This window comes from Caballeronia sp. 11_S32 (genome assembly GCF_056930355.1).
On sequence record NZ_JBXOWH010000003.1, the window covers coordinates 3,024,962 to 3,041,825 of the forward strand.

A 16,864-nucleotide genomic window follows, 5' to 3' on the forward strand; every position below is an offset into this window, starting at 1 on the left:
TTGCGGCTCAGCGGGCTTCGTTTTTTGCTGACAAAGGCTCAGACGAGCACGAGGTTATCGCGATGGATCAGCTCGGGCTCGAGCATATAGCCGAGCACGGTTTCGATCTCGCCACTCGGCCGCCGATGAATCAGCCGCGCTTCCGAACTGCTGTAGTTCGTGATGCCGCGCGCGATCTCCTGCCCCTTATCGTCGACGCAGGCAATGACCTCGCCGCGATCGAAGGCGCCCTTCACATCGATCACGCCGATCGGCAGCAGGCTCTTGCCATCTGCCGTGAGCTTGCGCACCGCGCCGTCATCGATCACGACGTGCCCGCGCACCTGCAGGTGATCTGCCATCCACTGCTTGCGCGCCGCCATGCGAGCCGTGCGCGCGATGAGTTGCGTGCCGATCATCTCGCCGGATGCGAGGCGCGTGAGCACATCGGATTCACGTCCGCTCGCGATCACCGTGTTCGCGCCGCTGTGCGCCGCGCGCTTCGCCGCGAGAATCTTCGTCAACATGCCGCCGCGCCCGAGGCTCGAGCCGGCGCCGCCCGCCATCTGCTCGAGTTCGGGCGTGCCGGCATCGGCCTGTTCGACGAGCGTCGCGTTCGGGTCCTTACGCGGATCGGCGGTGAAGAGGCCGCGTTGATCGGTGAGGATGACGAGCGCATCGCCTTCGATAAGATTGGCGACGAGCGCGCCGAGCGTGTCGTTGTCGCCGAACTTGATTTCGTCGGTGATGACCGTGTCGTTCTCGTTGATGATCGGCACCGCGCCGAGGCGCAGCAGCGTGAGCAACGTCGAGCGCGCGTTCAGATAGCGTTCGCGATCGGCGAGGTCGGCGTGCGTCAGCAGAATCTGCGCCGTGCGGATGCCGTGCGCGCCGAAGCTGCTCTCGTAAACCTGCGCGAGGCCCATCTGACCCACGGCGGCCGCTGCCTGCAACTCGTCGATTTCACGCGGACGCTTGGTCCAGCCGAGCCGGTGAATGCCTTCCGCTATCGCGCCCGAACTCACCAGCACGACTTCCTTGCCCTGCTCGCGAAGCGCCGCGATCTGCGACGCCCAGCGATTGATTGCAGCATGATCGAGACCGCGCCCGTCGTTGGTGACGAGGCTGGACCCTACTTTCACTACGATTCGCTTCGCAGCGGCGATGACCGAACGCATCGTGCGCTTTCTCCTCGGAAGTCGTGTTGTGGGGTGCGTCCTTACTCTTGTTCCTTGCCGGCTGCATCGTCACGGAAGCGCACATCGGCCGCGAGATCCTCGGCTTCCGCCGCACGCGACGCGTCCGAATGCTGCGAGATGTAGTCGTAGATCGCGTACGTGAGCGCTTCGCAGCCCTGACCGGTCAATGCAGAAATCTCGAAGACCGGGCCGTCCCATTCGAAGCGCTCGACGAAATCGGCGATGCGCGCCTCGCGCTCGTCTTCCGGCACCATGTCGAGCTTGTTCAGCACGAGCCAGCGCGGCTTCTCGTAGAGCGCCTCGTCGTACTTGCGTAATTCATTGACGATAGCCGTCGCTTCCGCAACCGGATCGACGTTTTCGTCGAACGGCGCCATATCGACCAGATGCAGCAGGACACCCGTGCGCTGCAGGTGACGCAGGAAGCGATGCCCGAGCCCCGCGCCTTCCGCCGCGCCTTCGATCAGGCCGGGAATGTCCGCGATCACGAAGCTCTTGCTCGGCCCGACGCGCACCACGCCGAGATTCGGCGCGAGCGTGGTGAACGGATAATCCGCGATCTTCGGCCGCGCGTTCGACACCGACGAGATGAAAGTGGATTTCCCCGCGTTCGGCATGCCGAGCAAACCGACATCGGCGAGCACTTTCAGCTCGAGCTTGAGCATGCGGCGCTCGCCCGGCTTGCCGTCGGTCTTCTGACGCGGCGCGCGGTTCGTGCTCGACTTGAAATGCAGGTTGCCGAGGCCGCCCGCGCCGCCCTTCGCGATCAGCACTTGCTGATTGTGCTCGGTCAGGTCGGCGATGATCTCGCCCGTCTCCTGATCCGCAATGATGGTGCCGACCGGCATGCGCAGCGTGATGTCGTCGCCGCCCTTGCCGTAGCAATCCGCGCCGCGTCCGTTTTCGCCGTTGCGCGCCTGGTGCTTTTTGGAAAAGCGGTAATCGATCAGCGTGTTGATATTGCGGTCCGCGACCGCGTAGACGCTGCCGCCGCGGCCGCCGTCGCCGCCGTCCGGCCCGCCGAACGGGACGAACTTTTCGCGGCGCATCGACGCGCTGCCATCTCCTCCGTCGCCGGCGATGACTTCGATCCTCGCTTCGTCAATGAACTTCATGCGTTGCTCCGTCCCGTGTATTCCAGCTATTTTGCCGTGACCTGACGATGCCAGTCACCGATATCCTTGAATTCGTCCGATGCGCCTTTTAAGCGCACCAAATGAAAATGGCCCCGCGAACTTCGCGGGGCCATTTTTTCGGTCCTGAAGCCCGTGCGTAAAATTTACGCTGCCGGGACAACGACGACCGTGTGCTTCTTCGCAGCGCCCTTGGTCACGAACTTGACGTGGCCGTCGGCCAGCGCGAACAGCGTGTGATCCTTGCCGATGCCGACATTCTCACCCGGGTGCATGCGCGTGCCGCGCTGGCGAACGATGATGCCGCCTGCGTTGATTGCCTGGCCGCCGTACACCTTCACGCCGAGGCGTTTCGACTCGGAGTCGCGGCCGTTGCGGGAAGACCCGCCTGCTTTTTTGTGTGCCATTTGCTTAGCTCCTTACCGGTGCGCTTACGCGTTGATCGCGTCGATGCGCAGTTCGGTGTAGTTCTGGCGATGGCCAGCGTGCTTTTGGTAGTGCTTCCGGCGACGCATCTTGAAGATGGTCACTTTGGCGTGACGACCCTGGGACACGACGGTAGCCTTGACGGAAGCCCCACTGACCAGCGGCGTACCGAACTTAATCGATTCGCCTTCGCCCACTGCGAGAACCTGGTCGAGCGTGATTTCAGCGTCAATGTCTGCCGGTATCTGTTCTACTTTCAATTTTTCGCCAACGGCAACCTTATACTGCTTGCCGCCGGTTTTTATGACCGCGTACATTGAGAACCTCACTCAGAATTCTTTCCCGCTCGCGCGGGAAACTTCAATATTTCCCACGCACCACGCGGGGAAAACACGCGATTATACATAGAGTTACGCTCGACGTCAAAGTGCGGTGCCGCCTACCTCGCCGGGGCGGCCCAACCTGTGCCGCGCATCCGAACCTCGGCGAAAAGGACGCGAATCGTGTCTGAATTCCGCCGACGTCACGCGAATCGACACAGCCGAACCCCGTCGTCTGTCGGATTCGCCTTATAATCCGCCGGATTACCCTTTTTGCCGATCATGTCGTCCACCGCCACTTCCTCTCCAAACGCCGCCGCGCTGCTTGCCCCGATCGCCGAGGACATGCAGCAGGTCAATCGCGTCATTCGGCAGCGCCTGGCATCAGAAGTGATGCTGATCAACCAGATTTCGGAATACATCATCGGCGCGGGCGGCAAGCGGCTGCGTCCGGCGCTGCTGCTGCTCGTTTCGGGCGCACTGGGCGACACGACCGGATATCGCCACGAGCTTGCCGCCGTCGTGGAGTTCATCCACACGGCGACGCTGCTGCACGACGACGTCGTCGACGAGTCCGACCTGCGCCGCGGCCGCAAGACCGCCAATGCGCTCTTCGGCAACGCGGCGAGCGTGCTGGTCGGCGACTTCCTGTATTCGCGCTCGTTCGAAATGATGGTGAGCGTCGGCAAGATGCGCGTGATGGAGATTCTCTCCGTCGCGACCAACATCATCTCCGAAGGCGAAGTGCTGCAGCTTCTCAACATGCACGACCCGGACGTCGACGAAGCGCGCTACATGCAGGTGATCCGCTATAAGACGGCGAAGCTGTTCGAAGCGGCCGCGCAGCTGGGCGCGGTGCTCTCGGGCGCCGATGCGCGCACCGAAGCGGCGGCGGCGGAATTCGGCCGGCGCATCGGCACGGCGTTCCAGATCATGGACGACTGGCTCGACTACACGGGCACACCCGAATCGATGGGCAAGAACGCCGGCGACGACCTACGCGAAGGCAAGCCCACGCTGCCGCTCATCTATCTGATGGAGCACGGCACGCCGGAACAGGCGGCGCTCGCGCGTGAAGCCATCGAACAGGGCGGCACGGATCGCTTCGAGACGATCTTCCACGCTATCACCACGTCCGGCGCGCTCGATCACACGATCGAATGCGCGCGCAAAGAGGCTCAGGCGGCGGCGAATGCAATTTCTTCATTTCCCTCTTCCATATACAAAGAGAGCCTGCTAGAATTATGTTCTTACTCGACGTCACGGCAGTCTTGAACGAGACTGAAGCGGCGGAAGAGTCCAAGTAGTACAGCAGTATCAATTCGGGGTGTAGCTTAGCCTGGTAGAGCGCTACGTTCGGGACGTAGAGGCCGGAGGTTCGAATCCTCTCACCCCGACCAGAATTAGAAAAACCCGCATGGTCCGCCATGCGGGTTTTTTATTTCCGGCGAACGAAAGCGCGTACGCTGGCCGAAAGGCCAAGGGCGAGCTTGCCGGCCCGTCTGCTATATTGCCTCCCATCTTCGCCCCTACTCGATCATCGCGTGGACAACCTTCCCTTATGGGCGCAAATTTGCGCCATTTTTCTGCTTCTCATCCTTTCCGGCTTTTTCTCGATCTCCGAAACGTCGATGATGGCGCTCAATCGCCATCGGCTGAAATATCTGGCGAGCCAGGGATCGCTCCGCGCGCGCACGACGCAAGGCCTGCTCGCGAAGACCGACCAGTTGCTTTCCGTGATCCTGATCGGCAACAACCTGATCAACACGATCATCCCGGTGCTCACCACGTCGATCGCGCTGCACACGTTCGGGCATAACAACCTCGTCCTGTCCATCACGACGGGCGTCATCGCGTTTCTGATCATCGTGTTCGCGGAGATCGCGCCGAAGATCGTCGGCGCGACGTATCCGGAGAAAGTGGCGCTGCCCGCGAGCCTCGTGCTCGCACCGCTCATGCGCATCGCGCGGCCGCTGATCTGGTTCGTCAATCTGTTCGCCAACGCGATTCTGGCCGCGCTGCACATCAACACGAAAAACAAGCGCGATCAGCGCATTTCGCCGGAAGAACTACGCACCATCGTGCTCGAAACCGGCAGCTTCATGCCGACCAAGCACCGCAGCATCCTGCTCAATCTGTTCGATCTGGAGAACATCACCGTCGATGACGTGATGATTCCGCGGCGGCGCATCGAAGCGCTCGACTTCGAAGCGCCTTTCGAGCAGATCCTGCATCAGCTCGAGACGTGCTATCACAACAAGCTCGTCGTCTATCAGGGCGATATCGATCGCGTAATGGGCATCCTGCACGTGCGCAAGACGCTGTCGGCGCTGCATAACCAGGAGCTCGAGCGAGAGACGCTGCGCGAACTGCTCGCCGAGCCGTACTTCGTGCCAACCGGCACGCCTGTGTTCCAGCAACTGCAGTACTTCCAGGAGAGCGGTCACCGTATTGCGATCGTCGTCGACGAGTACGGCGAGCTGCAAGGCCTTGTCACGCCCGAGGACATCATCGAGGAACTGATCGGCGAGTTCACGACGACGATCCCGCGCGGCACCGGCACGCGCAGCGGCTGGGACGAGAACGGCGAGTGCATCGTGGCGGGCAGCATGCCGCTGCGCGAACTGAACCGCTGGCTGCATCTGACGCTGCCGACGGACGGCCCGAAGACGCTCAACGGCCTGATTCTCGAAACGCTCGAAGACATTCCCGACGGCGATGTGTCCGTGCGCATCGCGGACGTCACTGTCGAAGTCATGCGCAGCGACGATCAGGCGATCCGCACCGTCAAAATCTTCCGTCCGGCGGGCCCCGCCAAACACGCGCTGCGTTAGCCATTCGGACGACTGGGCGCCCACGGCCGCGGGCGGGATGATCGGATCATCTCGACTCCGAAGGCCCGACGCCCATGATTTCCCCTTCCCGCGACACTTTCGAGACCCTCACGCGCCCGGCCCGCAGCGCCGAGGCCGCGCGCGATTCCTCCGCCGATCACGAGACGCCCGCCGTCTCGCTGCTCACCGAAACCTTGCGCGAAGCCGCCGAGCGCGGCGCGTCCGACATTCACGTCGAGCCGTCCGAGCATGACTGGCGCATCCGGCTGCGCGTCGATGGCGCGCTGCACGTGCTGAAGCGCCCGCCGCCGCATTTGCGTGACCCGTTCGTCACGCGCATCAAGGTGCTCGCGCGCATGGATATCGCCGAGCGGCGCGTGCCGCAGGATGGCCGGTTGCGTCTGAATCTGCCGGGCGGGCGGACCGGCGACTATCGTGTGAATTCGCTGCCCACGCTCTTCGGCGAAAAACTCGTGCTGCGGCGGCTCGACGCGCTGCCGCCCGATCTGTCGCTCGCCGCGCTCGGCCTCGATGATGCGCAGGGCCGCACGGTCGAATCGGCGATACGCGCGCCGCACGGCCTCGTGCTCGTGACCGGTCCTACCGGCAGCGGCAAAACGCTGTCGCTCTATTGCTTCCTGCAGATGCTCAACGCCGAGGCACGCAACGTGTGCTCGGTTGAAGATCCGGTCGAGATCCAGCTCGCCGGCATCAACCAGGTGAGCGTGCGCGAAAAGGCCGGGCTGACGTTCGCCGTGGCGCTGCGCGCGTTCATGCGGCAGGACCCGGACGTCATCATGGTCGGTGAGATTCGCGACGCCGAAACCGCCGATGTCGCCGTGAAGGCGGCTCAGACCGGCCATCTCGTGCTTTCGACGCTCCACACGAACGATGCGCCCGCCGCGATCGCGCGGCTCATCAATATCGGCGTGGCGCCTTATAACCTCGCGTCGGCGCTCAGGCTCGTCACCGCGCAGCGGCTCGTGCGGAAGCTATGCGAGCGCTGCCTCGCGCGTTCGTCCCTGCCGCTCGCCGACGGATTTCATCCGTTCGAGCCTCGCGGCTGTCCGGCGTGTCATGGAATCGGGTATCGCGGGCGCGTCGGCGTGCATCAGTTGATGCCGGTGTCGGATGAGATACGCGAACTCATCGTCTCCCGCTCGGCCACGCACGCGGTCGCGCGCGCGGCGCAGATGCAGGGCATGCCGGCATTACGCGACGCGGCGTTCGCACGCGTGCGCGAGGGCGTGACGAGCGTCGCCGAGGCCGCCGAAGCGACGGAGGTCGAATGACGAGCACCGCCCTTGAAATGCGCTTCGCGTGGCGTGGCATGGATGCCGAAGGCAAAGAGCGGCACGGCAAGATCGTCGCCGCCGATGCGCTGTCCGCACGCGCTTCGCTGCGGCGCGAAGGTGTCATCGTCGTCGGGCTCGAAATGCTCGGCGCCGCGCCGCCGCCCAAAGCGAAGGCGGCTGAAATCACGGTCTTCACGCGACAGCTCGCCGGCCTGTTGCGCGCTGGCTTGCCGCTCGCCGGCGCGCTCGAATTGCTGGGAGGCAGCGCGACCGGCGGCGGATTGCCGCGCATCGTACGCACGCTCGCCCGCGATATCACGCGCGGCGTGCCGTTTTCGACGGCGCTTGCGCAGCATCCCGCGGCATTCGGTGCGCTGTACTGTCAGTTGGTGTCGGTCGGCGAAGTGGCGGGCGCCCTGCCCGCCGTGCTCGCCCGTCTCGCCGACGATCGCGAGCGCGCCGCAGCGCAACGTGCCAGACTAGGCGCCGCCCTCACCTATCCGGTCATGGTGCTGCTGTTGTCGCTCGCGATCACGGCGGGCTTGCTGATTGGCGTCGTGCCGACCTTCAAGACGATCTTCGACGGCTTCGGCGCCGCGTTGCCCGCTCCGACGCGCTTCGTGCTCGCGCTTTCGGATGGCGTCGCGCGCGTGGGCGTTCCGTTCGCCATGGTGTGTGCGTGCGCGGTCATCGTCGTGTCGAACTGGATGAAGCGCTCACCAGACGCGCGCGAAGCGGCCGATCGCGCCGCGCTACGCTTGCCGCTCGCCGGCAAGCTGCTGCGCTCGCTCGCCGTCGCCCGATGGAGCCGCGCGCTCGGCACGCTGCTCGCCGCCGGCACGCCGCTCTCCGATGCCTTCGATTCGCTCACGCATGCCACCGGAAATCGCCTGTTCGATCGCGCGACCGTCGATATCGCCGCGCGCCTGCGCAACGGCGAGCGCCTCGCCGCCGCGATGCGCGCCACCGGATGCTTTCCGCAAGACGTGGTGCAGCCGATCGCGGTCGCGGAGGAATCGGGCTCGCTGGATGCGATGCTGCTCGATCTCGCGACGCTTGCCGACCGGCAGGTCGACGAGCGCATCGGCGCTTTCGCCAGCCTGTGCGAGCCGATCGTCATCGCGGTGCTGGGCGCGCTCGTGGGCGGACTTGTCATCGCGATGTATCTTCCTATCATTCAGCTCGGCAACGTGGTGTAGCATCGCGGGCCAAAGCAACCGTTCGTTCATCATGCAGCCTTCGTTCGATCCGACCGCCGCGCACTTCGCGAGCCGCTATGCAGAGGCATTCGCCGCGCTTCCCGTCGCCGCGCAGTACGGGTTCGCCGTCGTGTTCGGCCTCGTGATCGGCAGTTTTCTCAGCGTCGTCGTGCATCGTCTGCCGATCATGCTCGAACGTGCGTGGCGCGCGGAAGTCGAAGCAGCCATGCCCGATAACCCGAAGGCGGCGGCCGATTCCTATCCCGAGCGCTTCAATCTCGCCGTGCCGCGCAGCGCGTGCCCGCATTGCAAGCATGTGCTGCGCGCGTGGGAAAACATTCCTGTCATCAGCTATCTCGCGCTGCGCGGCCGCTGCTCGGCGTGCGGCGCGCGCGTGAGCCCGCGCTATCCGCTGATCGAACTCACGACCGGCGCGCTCGCGGCGCTTTCGCTCTACGCCTACGGTCCCGCGTGGAGCGCCGTGGCTGCGTTCGGCCTGTGCGCGACCTTGCTTGCGGCCGGCCTCATCGACTACGACACGCGCTATCTTCCCGATGTGCTGACGCTTCCGCTGCTGTGGGCCGGCCTCATCGTGAATTTCGGCGAAGGCGGATTCGCGACGCTTCACGATGCCGTGACCGGCGCGATCGCGGGCTATCTTTTCCTGTGGTGCGTGTACTGGCTCTTCAAGCTCGTGCGTGGCGTCGAAGGCATGGGATACGGCGATTTCAAGCTGCTCGCGGCAATCGGCGCGTGGCTCGGCTGGGGACCTCTCGCGCAGGTTGTGCTGATCGCGGCCGTAGCAGGCGCGGCGTTCGGAATCGTCGCGACGTGGCGCAAGCGCATGCGTTTCGAAGAGCCCTTGCCGTTCGGGCCGTTTCTCGCGGCGGGCGGAGCGATCACGCTGTTCGCCGGCACGCCGCTCTATGCATTGTTCGGATGATCGAAGGAGCGCAACGCATGTTCAGCATTGGCCTCACCGGCGGCATCGGCAGCGGCAAGAGCACGGTCGCGGACTTGTTCGCCGCGCGCGGCGTGCAGCTGATCGACACGGATCTGATCGCGCATCGAATCACGGCGCCGGGTGGCGTCGCTATGCCGCTCATCGCGAGCGAATTCGGCGACGATTTCATCGCGGCGGACGGCTCGCTCGATCGCGCGAAGATGCGCGCGCTCGTCTTCTCCGATGACACCGCGAAGACGCGCCTCGAAGGCATCGTGCATCCGCTGATTCGCGCGGAAACGGAACGGCAGCGGCATGCTGCGCCAGGCGCGTATCACATCGTCGTCGTGCCGCTGCTCGTCGAGTCGGGCGAATGGGCGAGCCGCGTGTCGCGCGTGCTCGTGGTGGATTGTCCCGTCGAGACGCAGATCGCGCGCGTCATGCGTCGCAATGGCTTCACGCGCGAACAGGTGCTCGCGATCATCGCGAAACAGGCGTCGCGCGAGGCGCGTCTCGCTGCGGCCGACGACATCGTCGTCAACGACGAAACGGCCACGCTCGACACACTCGCGCAGCAAGTCGATGCACTGCATGCGCGCTATCTCTCGCTTGCATCCGCGTAAAAAGCGTGGTCGCCTGAGTTAGCGAAATCCCCGAAAAGTTCCCGATTTCGCGTGTAAACACGCAGTTTGGCGCGCGAATATGCCGCGATTTGCTAGGGTGAGGATGCGGCATTAGAATGTGCTCACTTCCGCTCACGGAAGCAACCGACCCACGCCGAGGGGAGCGCGCTTGATCCTTTACGAGTATCCCTTCAACGAGCGAATCCGGACGCTGCTGCGCCTCGAAGACCTGTTCGAGCGCTTCACGTTCTTTCTGACTCAGGAAGACGCGCGAGAACATCATGTCGCGCTCACGACGCTCTTCGAGATCGCCGAAGTCGCCGGCCGCACGGACCTCAAGGCCGACCTCATGAAGGAACTGGAACGGCAGCGGCAGACGCTCGCGCCGTTTCGCGGCAATCCGGGCATCGAGCAGGAAGCGCTCGAAGCCGTGCTCGGCGAAATCGAGCAGACGCTCGCGGGGCTAACCGAGATGCACGGCAAGACCGGCCAGCATCTCGCCGACAACGAATGGCTCGCGAGCATCCGCAGCCGCACGATCATTCCAGGCGGAACGTGCAAGTTCGATCTGCCGTCGTACTACGCCTGGCAGCAGTTGCCGGTGGAGGAACGGCGTCAGGACATCGCGAAGTGGGTCACGCCGATGCTCGCGCTGCGCGACGCCGCGACCATCGTGCTGCGGCTTGCGCGCGAATCGGGCCAGGCATCGAAAGTAATGGCCATGCAGGGCAGTTATCAACAGATGCTGTCCGGGCGCACCTATCAGTTGATGCAGGTCCGCGTTTCACCCGACACGCGCGTGATTCCTGAAGCGAGCGCGAACAAGTACATGCTGTGGGTGCGATTCACGGTGCAGGACGGCGATCTCAAGCCGCGCGCCGTCGATGTCGACGTGCCCTTTCATCTGACGCTTTGCAGCCTTTGAATCGAGTCAGCCGGCCCCATATGGATTCGATGTTGATCCAGGCCGGCGTGATCCGTCACGTTTTACCGTCATGACCACTGTCGTCAAATGTCCGACCTGCGGCAAGGAAGTCCGCTGGGTTCCGGAAAACCGCTTTCGTCCCTTCTGCTCCGAGCGCTGCAAGCAGATCGATCTCGGCGCGTGGGCAGCCGAAAAGTACAAAATCTCGGGCAATTCGCAGGAAACGCCACCGGACGACGATACGCACGGCGGCCTGAACTGAGCGTTAGCCGACCTTTACTCGCGTTCTTCCTCTTCGAGCCATTCGAGAATCGGAATGGCCGCGGGAAGTAGCGGCGCCACCTCGACGGGCAGCGTCTGCCAGGCGATCGCCTGACCTTCGCGCCCGCGCGGCGTGCCCTTCCAGTCCGTCACCTTGCAGAAAAAAAGACGCACGTACGCGTGCGGATAATCGTGCTCGAGCGTGCGCCAGAGCTGACACGCGGTGACGTCGATGCCCAGTTCTTCGTGCAACTCGCGCCCGAGCGCCGCCTCGATGCTCTCGCCCGCTTCGAGCTTGCCGCCGGGAAACTCCCAGTAACCTTCATACGGTTTGCCCTCGGGCCGCTGCGCGAGGAGATAGCGTCCGTCCTGCTGCACCATCACGCCGACGGCCACTTCCGTCACCTTGCGGCCATCGGGCGCGATATCGGTCTGAGAACCGCTCATTGCTTGCGTCCCGACCAGTCGCGCGCGAATTGCCACGCCACGCGCCCCGAGCGCGAGCCGCGTTCGAGCGCCCAGACGAGCGCATCGCCGCGCGCGTTTTCGATCTCGGTCGCGTCGCAGCCGAAATGCTTCAGCCAATGTCCGACGATCGACAGATAGTCGTCCTGCTTGAACGGATAGAAACTGACCCACAGACCGAAGCGCTCGGACAGCGAAATCTTCTCCTCGACCACTTCGCCGGGATGAATCTCGCCGTCGGACGTGTGCTTGTACGTCTCGTTGTCGCTCATGTATTCGGGCAACAGGTGACGGCGGTTCGACGTCGCGTAGATCACCACGTTGTCCGATTGCGCGGCCACCGAACCATCGAGCGCGACCTTCAGCGCCTTGTAGCCCGACTCGCCTTCCTCGAACGAAAGATCGTCGCAGAAGACGATGAAACGCTCAGGCCGCGCCGAGATCAGATCGACGATATCGCCGAGATCGTGCAGATCGTCCTTGTCGACTTCGATGAGGCGAAGGCCATCCTTCGCATACGCGTTCAGGCACGCCTTGATCAGCGAAGACTTGCCCGTACCGCGTGCGCCTGTCAGCAGTACGTTGTTCGCGGGCAGCTTTTTCACGAATTGCTGCGTGTTCTGCTGAATCAGGCCCTTCTGACGATCGATGTTCTGAAGGTCATCGAGCGAAATCTGCGAGATGGCCGGCACGGGCTGCAAAAAGCCACGCCCCTGACGCTTGCGCCAGCGAAACGCCACTGCGGATGCCCAGTCGATATCGGGCGCCGCGGGCGGCAACATGCCTTCGATGCGCGCGAGGACCGCCTCGGCGCGCGTGAGAAATTGTTCGAGTTTGTCCATGTTCGTATCGATGCGCGCCGCTTCTTCAGGAACGGTAATCTGCGTTGATGCTCACGTAGTCGTGCGAGAGGTCGCAGGTCCAGACGGTCGCTTGCGCGTTGCCGCGTCCGAGCAGCACGCGAATCAGGATCTCGCTCTTCTTCATCACGCGCTGGCCGTCTTCTTCCTTGTACGCGGGATTGCGCCCGCCTGCTTTCGCGACGAGGACGTCATCGAGATAAAGATCGATCTTGCCGACATCGAGATCCGTCACGCCCGCATAGCCGATCGCCGCGAGAATGCGGCCGAGGTTCGGGTCCGACGCGTAGAACGCCGTCTTCACCAGGGGCGAATGGCCGATCGCATAGGCGATCTGGCGGCATTCCGCCGCGTCCTTGCCGCCTTCGACCGTGACCGTCATGAACTTGGTCGCGCCTTCGCCGTCGCGCACGATCAGTTGCGCGAGTTCCTGCGCCACTTCCGTCACCGCGTCGCGCAATGCGGCGTACGCGGACGAATCCGTCGACGTGATCGCGGGCAGCGACGACTTGCCCGACGCGATCAGGATGAACGAATCGTTGGTCGACGTATCGCCATCGATCGTGATGCAGTTGAACGAACGATCCGCGACGTGCTTCACGAGTTCGTCGAGGACGGGCTGCGCAACGGCCGCATCGAAGGCGAGGAAGCCGAGCATGGTCGCCATGTTCGGCTTGATCATGCCCGCGCCCTTGCTGATGCCCGACAACGTGACGACGTGACCATCGATCGTCACCTGACGCGACGCGGCCTTCGGCAGCGTGTCCGTCGTCATGATGGCTTGCGCCGCGTCGAACCAGTGTGCGGCCTTCTGATTCGCGAGCGCCGCCGGCAGGCCCGTCTTCAGGCGGTCGATCGGCAGCGGTTCCAGAATCACGCCGGTCGAGAACGGCAGGATCTGTTGAGCGTCGAGGCCCGCGAGGCGCGCGAGTTCCGCGCAGGTCTCACGCGCGATCACCATGCCCGGCTCGCCGGTGCCCGCGTTCGCATTGCCGGTGTTCACGACGAGCGCGCGAATGCCCTTGCCGCCTTTGCTCACCGCCGCAAGATGTTCGCGGCACACGATGACGGGCGCGGCGCAGAAGCGGTTCTGCGTGAACACGCCCGCTACGCTCGCGCCTTCGTCGACGCGAATGACAAGCACGTCCTTGCGATTGGGCTTGCGGATATTCGCCTCGGCCCAGCCTAGCGTGACGCCGGCGACGGGATGAAGCGTTGCGGGATCGATCGAGGGGAAGTTGACGGCCATGTTCGCGTCTCGGCTGTTGGTGGCGCGCGCCGGCTCATCGAACCGGCACGCTTTGAAAGACTGACGCCGTTCGGCTGAGCGAAATCGGCGCCGCGAATAAGGGAACCTGCAAAGACAAACGACGCATCGCTGCGTCGCTTGGGTCTGGTCAGCAGCCGATCAAGCCAGCTTGCCGTGACAGTTTTTGTACTTCTTGCCACTGCCGCACGGGCACGGGTCGTTGCGGCCGACCTTCGGCACATCGTCCGACGGATGCGTCGCGACGCTGATGTCGTCGCCGCCGGCCATCGCCTGGCTGACCATCTGCGCGGTGGCGCTCGCGGCCGACGCGGCCGGCGTCGGTTCCGCAGCCGGCGCGTTGAAGTCCGCGTGCGTGAACGACACGTTCTCGAGATGGCTGCCCATCTCTTCGTACTGCTCGGCGGCCTCTTCGAGTTGCTCGGGCGACTGGATCTGCACGTTCATCACGACGCGCGTCACTTCCTGCTTCACGGCGTCGAGCATCGCGGCGAAGAGTTCGAACGCCTCGCGCTTGTATTCCTGCTTCGGGTTCTTCTGCGCATAGCCGCGCAGATGGATGCCCTGACGCAAATGATCGAGCGCGGCGAGATGCTCGCGCCAGCGGCTGTCGAGCGTCTGCAGCATGATCGAACGCTCGAACGCGCTGAACGATTCGCGGCCCACCATGGCGACCTTCGCTTCGTACGCTTCGTCGGCGGCGGCGAGCACGGCTTCGCAGATCTCTTCGGCGTCGATCGAGTTCGACTCGTTGATCATCTCCTGAACGGCGAGATCGAGCGACCAGTCGTTGCGCAGCACTTCTTCCAGCTCCGGCGCTTCCCACTGCTCTTCGATGCTGCCCGCCGGAATGAACGTGCGCACCACGTCGCCGACCACGCTCTGACGCATCGCGGCGATGGTTTCCTGCACGTCGTTCGCTTCGAGCAATTCGTTGCGCTGCTGGTAGATCACCTTGCGCTGATCGTTGGAGACGTCGTCGTATTCGAGCAGTTGCTTGCGGATGTCGAAGTTGCGCGCTTCGACCTTGCGCTGCGCGCCTTCGATCGAGCGCGTGACCATGCCGGCTTCGATCGGCTCGCCTTCCGGCATCTTCAGGCGATCCATGATCGCGCGCACGCGGTCGCCCGCGAAAATGCGCAAGAGCGGATCATCCAGCGAAAGATAGAAGCGCGACGAGCCCGGATCGCCCTGACGGCCCGCACGGCCGCGCAGCTGGTTGTCGATACGGCGCGACTCGTGACGTTCCGTGCCGATGATGTGCAGACCGCCCGCGGCCTTCACGTGATCGTGCAGCGTCTGCCATTCGTCGTGCAGCTTCTGGATGCGCGCGGCCTTCTCGCTCTCGGGAATCGACAGATCCGCCTCGATGAACGACGCCTGCTTCTCGACGTTGCCGCCGAGCACGATGTCCGTGCCGCGGCCGGCCATGTTCGTCGCGATGGTGACGACGCCCGGACGGCCCGCTTCCGCGACGATCGCCGCTTCGCGCGCGTGCTGCTTCGCGTTGAGCACTTCGTGCCGCACGCCCGCCTGACTCAGCAGACCCGACAGCAACTCCGACGCTTCGATCGACGTGGTGCCGACGAGCGTCGGCTGCCCGCGCTCGACGCAATCGCGGATGTCGCGAATCACGGCGTCGTAACGTTCCTTCGACGTCTTGTAGATCTGATCCTGCTTGTCGACGCGCTTCGGCGGACGGTTCGTCGGAATCACGACCGTTTCGAGGCCGTAGATTTCCTGGAATTCGTACGCTTCCGTGTCCGCGGTGCCGGTCATGCCGGACAGCTTCGCGTACATGCGGAAGTAGTTCTGCAGCGTGATGGACGCGAGCGTCTGGTTCTCGGCCTGAATCTGGACGTGTTCCTTCGCTTCGACGGCCTGATGCAGGCCATCGGACCAGCGGCGGCCGGTCATCATGCGGCCCGTGAATTCGTCGACGATCACGACTTCGCCGTTCTGCACCACGTAATGCTGGTCGCGCAGGAAGAGCGTATGCGCGCGCAGTGCGGCATAGATGTGGTGCATCAGCGTGATGTTCTGCGGCGCGTAAAGGCTTTCGCCCTCGCCGATCAGGCCCCACTCGGCGAGCAGACGCTCGGCCTTTTCGTGCCCCGATTCCGTGAGGAATACCTGACGCGCTTTTTCATCGAGCGTGTAGTCGCCGGGCTTCTCGACGCCGGTGCCGTCCGCTTTCTCCTCGCCGATCTGCTGTTCGAGCAGCGGCGGCAGCGCATTCATGCGGACGTAGAGATCCGTGTGATCTTCCGCCTGACCGGAGATGATGAGCGGCGTGCGCGCCTCGTCGATGAGGATCGAGTCCACTTCGTCGACGATCGCGAAATTGAGCGGCCGCTGCACGCGCGCGTTGGTCTCGTAGACCATGTTGTCGCGCAGATAGTCGAAGCCGAACTCGTTGTTGGTGCCGTACGTGATGTCCGCCGCGTACGCTTCCTGCTTCTGCGAGTGCTCCATCTGCGACAGATTCACGCCGCACGAGAGCCCGAGGAAGTTGTAGAGGCGCGCCATCCATTCGGCGTCGCGCTGGGCGAGGTAATCGTTCACCGTCACGACGTGCACGCCGCGGCCCGACAGCGCATTCAGATACGCCGCGAGCGTCGCGACGAGCGTCTTGCCCTCGCCGGTGCGCATTTCGGCGATCTTGCCGTAGTGCAGGACCATGCCGCCGATGAGCTGGACGTCGAAATGGCGCATCTTCAGGACGCGCTTGCTCGCCTCGCGACAGACAGCGAACGCCTCGGGCAGGATCACGTCGAGCGATTCGCCGCCCGCGACGCGCTGGCGGAATTCATCGGTCTTCGCGCGCAGCTGGTCGTCCGAATATTTCTCGACGGTCGGCTCGAGGGCATTGATCGCCGCAACGGTCTTTTGATACTGCTTGACCAGCCGCTGATTGCGACTGCCAAAAATCTTCTGAAGGAAACCGGTCGTCATCGGATCAGTGTCTGCGTCGCGGCTTCGGACGGAAACAGCAGCAAGCTGCGTCCGGGCTCGGAGAACCTCGGCGACTTAAGTCCATAAGGTGAAATTCGAATCGGGAATTTTAGCACGCGAGTTTGTCAGACTTTGCGTGGGCGTGCCCGCGCGGGCGTCGGCGCGACGCGACAGTCAACG

The 16,864-nt window shown here is 63.8% G+C and carries 16 protein-coding genes and 1 tRNA gene; 9 read left to right on the forward strand and 8 right to left on the reverse strand.

Annotation, left to right across the window (positions count from 1 at the left end; genetic code table 11):
* Window positions 1-38 precede the first annotated feature (38 nt).
* The 4 genes from proB to rplU all read right to left on the reverse strand — a co-directional run bounded on the left by proB (window position 39) and on the right by rplU (window position 3,054).
* On the reverse strand, window positions 39-1,157 hold the full coding sequence (gene proB, locus AC1Z32_RS25880; RefSeq protein ID WP_483481576.1) for a glutamate 5-kinase: 1,119 nt from the start codon (window positions 1,155-1,157) through the stop codon (window positions 39-41).
* A 41-nt stretch (window positions 1,158-1,198) separates the two neighbouring features.
* Window positions 1,199-2,293, reverse strand: coding sequence for an Obg family GTPase CgtA (cgtA, locus tag AC1Z32_RS25885; RefSeq protein ID WP_483481577.1), 1,095 nt, complete (start codon window positions 2,291-2,293; stop codon window positions 1,199-1,201).
* 164 nt (window positions 2,294-2,457) lie between these two features.
* Window positions 2,458-2,718, reverse strand: coding sequence for a 50S ribosomal protein L27 (rpmA, locus tag AC1Z32_RS25890; RefSeq protein ID WP_008342952.1), 261 nt, complete (start codon window positions 2,716-2,718; stop codon window positions 2,458-2,460).
* A gap of 24 nt (window positions 2,719-2,742) precedes the next feature.
* On the reverse strand, window positions 2,743-3,054 hold the full coding sequence (rplU, locus tag AC1Z32_RS25895; protein WP_016346298.1) for a 50S ribosomal protein L21: 312 nt from the start codon (window positions 3,052-3,054) through the stop codon (window positions 2,743-2,745).
* A gap of 285 nt (window positions 3,055-3,339) precedes the next feature.
* On the opposite strand from rplU, the gene AC1Z32_RS25900 reads away from it, so the two are divergent.
* From AC1Z32_RS25900 to yacG, 9 genes are all read left to right on the forward strand, one after another.
* Complete coding sequence (locus AC1Z32_RS25900) at window positions 3,340-4,332, forward strand: polyprenyl synthetase family protein (protein WP_483481578.1); 993 nt, start codon at window positions 3,340-3,342, stop codon at window positions 4,330-4,332.
* A gap of 48 nt (window positions 4,333-4,380) precedes the next feature.
* Window positions 4,381-4,457, forward strand: a tRNA-Pro gene (locus tag AC1Z32_RS25905).
* A gap of 144 nt (window positions 4,458-4,601) precedes the next feature.
* Complete coding sequence (locus AC1Z32_RS25910; RefSeq protein ID WP_483481579.1) at window positions 4,602-5,891, forward strand: HlyC/CorC family transporter; 1,290 nt, start codon at window positions 4,602-4,604, stop codon at window positions 5,889-5,891.
* Between the two features lie 74 nt (window positions 5,892-5,965).
* Window positions 5,966-7,183 carry a GspE/PulE family protein gene (locus AC1Z32_RS25915; protein WP_483481580.1) on the forward strand — a complete coding sequence of 406 codons (1,218 nt, stop codon included), beginning with the start codon at window positions 5,966-5,968 and terminating at the stop codon, window positions 7,181-7,183.
* Entirely contained in the window at window positions 7,180-8,385 is a 1,206-nt protein-coding gene (locus AC1Z32_RS25920) for a type II secretion system F family protein (RefSeq protein WP_483481581.1), read from the forward strand. The genes AC1Z32_RS25915 and AC1Z32_RS25920 overlap by 4 nt, the downstream gene beginning before the upstream one ends.
* Window positions 8,386-8,416: 31 nt before the next feature.
* Window positions 8,417-9,328: a prepilin peptidase gene (locus AC1Z32_RS25925; protein WP_483481582.1), complete on the forward strand. Its 912-nt coding sequence runs from the start codon at window positions 8,417-8,419 to the stop codon at window positions 9,326-9,328.
* Window positions 9,329-9,345: 17 nt separating this feature from the next.
* Complete coding sequence (gene coaE / locus AC1Z32_RS25930; protein WP_483481583.1) at window positions 9,346-9,951, forward strand: dephospho-CoA kinase; 606 nt, start codon at window positions 9,346-9,348, stop codon at window positions 9,949-9,951.
* Between the two features lie 169 nt (window positions 9,952-10,120).
* On the forward strand, window positions 10,121-10,876 hold the full coding sequence (gene zapD / locus AC1Z32_RS25935) for a cell division protein ZapD (protein WP_483481584.1): 756 nt from the start codon (window positions 10,121-10,123) through the stop codon (window positions 10,874-10,876).
* Between the two features lie 70 nt (window positions 10,877-10,946).
* Window positions 10,947-11,138 (forward strand): DNA gyrase inhibitor YacG, encoded by a 192-nt coding sequence (yacG, locus tag AC1Z32_RS25940; RefSeq protein ID WP_483481585.1) that lies wholly within the window; start codon window positions 10,947-10,949, stop codon window positions 11,136-11,138.
* A gap of 14 nt (window positions 11,139-11,152) precedes the next feature.
* Here yacG and AC1Z32_RS25945 read toward each other — a convergent pair whose 3' ends face one another.
* From AC1Z32_RS25945 to secA, 4 genes are all read right to left on the reverse strand, one after another.
* Window positions 11,153-11,584, reverse strand: a complete 432-nt coding sequence (locus AC1Z32_RS25945; RefSeq protein WP_483481586.1) for an NUDIX domain-containing protein — start codon at window positions 11,582-11,584, stop codon at window positions 11,153-11,155.
* Complete coding sequence (locus AC1Z32_RS25950; protein WP_483481587.1) at window positions 11,581-12,444, reverse strand: ATP-binding protein; 864 nt, start codon at window positions 12,442-12,444, stop codon at window positions 11,581-11,583. Before AC1Z32_RS25950 ends, AC1Z32_RS25945 begins: the two co-directional genes overlap by 4 nt.
* A gap of 25 nt (window positions 12,445-12,469) precedes the next feature.
* On the reverse strand, window positions 12,470-13,711 hold the full coding sequence (argJ, locus tag AC1Z32_RS25955; RefSeq protein ID WP_483481588.1) for a bifunctional glutamate N-acetyltransferase/amino-acid acetyltransferase ArgJ: 1,242 nt from the start codon (window positions 13,709-13,711) through the stop codon (window positions 12,470-12,472).
* A 159-nt stretch (window positions 13,712-13,870) separates the two neighbouring features.
* Entirely contained in the window at window positions 13,871-16,684 is a 2,814-nt protein-coding gene (gene secA, locus AC1Z32_RS25960) for a preprotein translocase subunit SecA (protein ID WP_483481589.1), read from the reverse strand.
* Window positions 16,685-16,864: the final 180 nt, after the last annotated feature.